This window comes from Occallatibacter sp., assembly GCF_049802275.1.
Taxonomy (GTDB): Bacteria; Acidobacteriota; Terriglobia; order Terriglobales; family Acidobacteriaceae; genus Telmatobacter.
Map to the genome: position 1 here is coordinate 1 of NZ_JBARMD010000750.1, position 3,531 is coordinate 3,531.

4 protein-coding genes are annotated in these 3,531 nt (G+C 57.9%); 1 reads left to right on the forward strand and 3 read right to left on the reverse strand.

Annotation, left to right across the window (positions count from 1 at the left end):
- Positions 1–211: 211 nt before the first annotated feature.
- Positions 212–910, reverse strand: a complete 699-nt coding sequence (locus WA354_RS25155) for a winged helix-turn-helix domain-containing protein (RefSeq protein WP_472815778.1) — start codon at positions 908–910, stop codon at positions 212–214.
- Positions 911–1,276: 366 nt separating this feature from the next.
- On the opposite strand from WA354_RS25155, the gene WA354_RS25160 reads away from it, so the two are divergent.
- Positions 1,277–2,014 (forward strand): aquaporin, encoded by a 738-nt coding sequence (locus WA354_RS25160; protein ID WP_472815779.1) that lies wholly within the window; start codon positions 1,277–1,279, stop codon positions 2,012–2,014.
- 171 nt (positions 2,015–2,185) lie between these two features.
- Here the strand turns inward: WA354_RS25160 and WA354_RS25165 are convergent, their stop codons facing one another.
- Together WA354_RS25165 and WA354_RS25170 are read right to left on the reverse strand one after the other, a co-directional pair.
- Positions 2,186–2,935, reverse strand: coding sequence for a class I SAM-dependent methyltransferase (locus tag WA354_RS25165; RefSeq protein ID WP_472815780.1), 750 nt, complete (start codon positions 2,933–2,935; stop codon positions 2,186–2,188).
- A gap of 104 nt (positions 2,936–3,039) precedes the next feature.
- Positions 3,040–3,531: PIG-L family deacetylase (locus WA354_RS25170; RefSeq protein ID WP_472815781.1), on the reverse strand; the 492-nt coding region annotated here is incomplete at its 5' end.

Sequence of the window (3,531 nt, forward strand, 5' to 3'; positions counted from 1 at the left end):
GCCACAAGCAGCGCGATCAGCCCCGCCCAGATGGCTTCGCGCCCCAGCCGGTGCAGCGTCTCTCCAGCCGAGTGCTCCATCATGCGGCGCAGAATCACTTCCATCGCCGCTGTCTCAAACAACAGCAGGAGCACAAACAGCGCCATCAATTTTGCGAAGACTTTGCGCGTCAATTCAGGGCCTGCTCACGCTCGGACTTTGGCCTGCGGTTTTACTCACCCTTCGGGATCTCAAACCGGTACCCTGCACCGCGCACGGTCTTCAGGTAGCGCGGGTTCTCCGGGTCGACCTCGATTTTCTCACGGATACGACGTACGTACACATCGACCGACCGCGGCGTGACAAACCGCGCATCGCCCCAAACCGAGTCCAGCAAGTGATCGCGGCTGAATACGCGTCCGGGGTGGCGGGCAAGGTAATCCAGTAAGCGGAACTCCGTGGCCGTCGTCGTCGTCAAATCGCCGCGCACCCTCAACTGCATTGCATTTGCATCGATCACCACTTCTTCAAAGCTGATGACCGACGGAGTAGTCGGGCGCTCAAACCTGCGCAGTACTGCCTTCACACGGGCTACGAGCTCCCTTGTGGCAAATGGCTTGGTAATGTAGTCGTCGGCGCCCAGTTCGAGTCCCAGAACACGATCGTTCTCGCCCGCCCGCGCCGTCAGAAAGATGATGGGAATGGTCGAAAGTGCCTGATGAGACCTGAGCCTTCGGCAGATATCCAGTCCATCGCCTCCCGGAACCATGATGTCCAGAAGAAAAAGTGCCGGCGGCTGACGCTCGGCATCCGCAATCACATTGGTGGGAGAATGGAAAATCCGGGGTGCAAATCCTGCGGCTTCAAGGTGATGCTGTACAAGCCGCGCGATGTCGGTGTCGTCTTCCAGTACAAATACGGTTTGGCTCAACCGAGGTGCCTTTCGCCGGGGGCCATTGGATTTCATCGCGGATCCCCGCGTCAGGCCGCTCCGGAATCGTTAACAGATTACTTCAGCAAGGCAAACAAATTGCAAACGTTTGATGAATTTGAAATATTCACCCAGCCTTGCGCCAATACCGGCCAAGGATCAATTCGCGAGCCGTTTTGCTTTTTTTTCGCTGTCAGAATCGGCAGTGGCGATTCGTTACTGGCGTCTGCGACACTCGCACCCGGTCGACACTGGGAATCGGCCCATCCCTCTTAACCCCACTCGTGCCGTTTCAACGCACTGCCTGAACGCATGAAATCCGGCGAAACCAGTCCTTAGCTGTAAAGAACGTTAATGGAGGAACTCATGAAGAAATATCTGGCTGAATTGGTTGGCACATTTATCCTAGTGCTCTTTGGCTGCGGCACTGCCGTGGTCGCCGGCGACAAGGTGGGTGTAGTCGGCATCGCATTCGCGTTTGGATTTGCCCTGATCGGCGCCGCTTATGGCATCGGGCCCATCTCCGGCTGTCATATCAATCCCGCCGTCAGCCTCGGCGTTTGGACTGCCGGCCGCATGAAAACCGGCGAGATGATTGGCTATTGGATCGGTCAATGCGCGGGTGCCATTCTCGCGGCTGGAGTGCTCTCGGTGATCGTTCACGGCGTGAGTAACGGCTACGACGTCGCAACCAGCGGTCTTGGTCAGAACGGATGGGGTGCCGGGTACCAGGGCGAATACAACGTCACGTCGGCTATCGTCTTCGAATTCATAGCCACGTTGATATTCGTCATCGTGATTCTGGGCTCGACACAAAAAGCCGCGCCCGCAGGCTTCGCCGGATTGGGCATTGGCATCACCCTGGTCGTAATTCACATCTTTGGTATCCGCATTACCGGCGTCAGCGTGAATCCAGCGCGAAGCCTCGGCCCAGCCCTCTTCGTCGGCGGCAAAGCCCTGAACCAACTCTGGCTCTTCCTCCTCGTTCCCAGTATCGCCGGCATTGTCGCAGGGCTGCTTTTCCGCTTGAAATTGCTGGAAGCTGATCCGCCTATGCCGGAAATCAAGAACCGTCGCGGAACCGAGAACGAAATGGCGGTCTAGGCGATTAGTCTGATTTCTGCCACAACAAACGGGGAGATCTGCTTCCGCCGATCTCCCCATTGCTTTTTGGCGCCGAAAAAGCGAGTGCTCGCTTCCCCGCCGGTTCTGCTCTGTTCGCGATCGATCTATCTTGCCGCAGTTCCGCGCACGCATTGGACGAGATAACTTACATCACGCCCTCGCCACAAACCGCAGCCGCACATAGTCTGCAATCCAATTTCCCTTTTCATCCTGCAGTGCCGGTGCGAGCAATTTTGCCGTCTCTCTCACCACGGCCTCGCGCACATCCTCAGGTAATCCATCCAGAACTCCGCGGCGAAACGTCCGCAGCCAGCCTTCCATTCCGCTCTCCGCCAGCTTCGTGGGTCGCGGAATTATCTTCATCTGCTCCACCCTGAATCCATGCCGCGTCATCCGCTCGGTATAGCTCTCTGCCGTTGGATAGTAGTTGACCCCGTCTTCGCGATCGCCGTATCCATGCCGCTCCAGCACCGCCATCAGCGCCACGCGAATTGCCGCAATATTGCCGTGTCCGCCCATTTCCGCGACGAACCGTCCTTCGGGCTTTAGCACGCGGTGTACCTGCGCCAACATTGCATCCTGATTGCCTACCCAGTGCAGCGCCGCATTCGAGAAAACCGCGTCGAAGGTCGCGTCATGAAACGGCAGACTCTCGGCGTTCGCCTGTTCCGCCTCAATCCCCCGTTCACGCGCGGCGGCCACCATGTCTGGCGACGCGTCAACTCCCAGCACATGGGCCCCTGTAGCAGAAACGCGCTGCGTCAACTGCCCGTCGCCGCAGCCCAGGTCGAGAATAAATTCGCCCATCTGCGCGTTCAGCCACTCCAGCACTCCGCCGGCGAGTCCATGCACAAATGCACCGTTCCATTCGTAGGCCTGCGTGTCCCAGGTCTGCGTCATCGGCAACCTCCACGTCCAGTTTCGGCGAAACGTCACCTATAACGCAAAGTTATTCTGTTTTCAGATTGGATAAGTAATGCTTATAAGAGCAGCCACTACTGCAATCAGATTGACTGCACCGGCAGAAGCGTTAGATCGTCGACCAATCCGACTTCCTTCTGCACGAAGGGCTCGCCATATTTCACGCCTGCCAGCAGCCCGTAGTGGCGCGCCTCGGCAAACGTCCGCTCGCGAATTTCTTCTTCCGGCACGAACAACGCACTGCCAGCAGACTGGTTCGCGTATTGCGATTTGTACGCCATCAGTGCCGCATGACGCTGCTCGATGAACGGCGTGATGTCGACGACGAAGCTGGGCCGAACATCCGCATACAAACTGGCGTAGACAATTTTGAAAGGCCGATGGGGAGGCAGGTCCGTTTCTTCCAATGCAATCCCCTTCTGAGCCGAAGACGCCGCCGATTGCACCGCCGGCGCCCTGCTCAGACCCGACAAAAAACACGCTTCATATCCGAGCGCCGCCACAATCGCATGGTCAGGATGCCGTGCCTGCCAATAGGGCAGAATCACCACCCGCGGGCGGACTTCGCGCAGTAC

Excerpts from the sequence above, each read along its gene's own strand:
- WA354_RS25165 (WP_472815780.1), bottom strand. The coding sequence starts at position 2,935 with ATGACGCAGACCTGGGACACGCAGGCCTACGAATGGAACGGTGCATTT.
- WA354_RS25160 (WP_472815779.1), top strand. The coding sequence starts at position 1,277 with ATGAAGAAATATCTGGCTGAATTGGTTGGCACATTTATCCTAGTGCTC.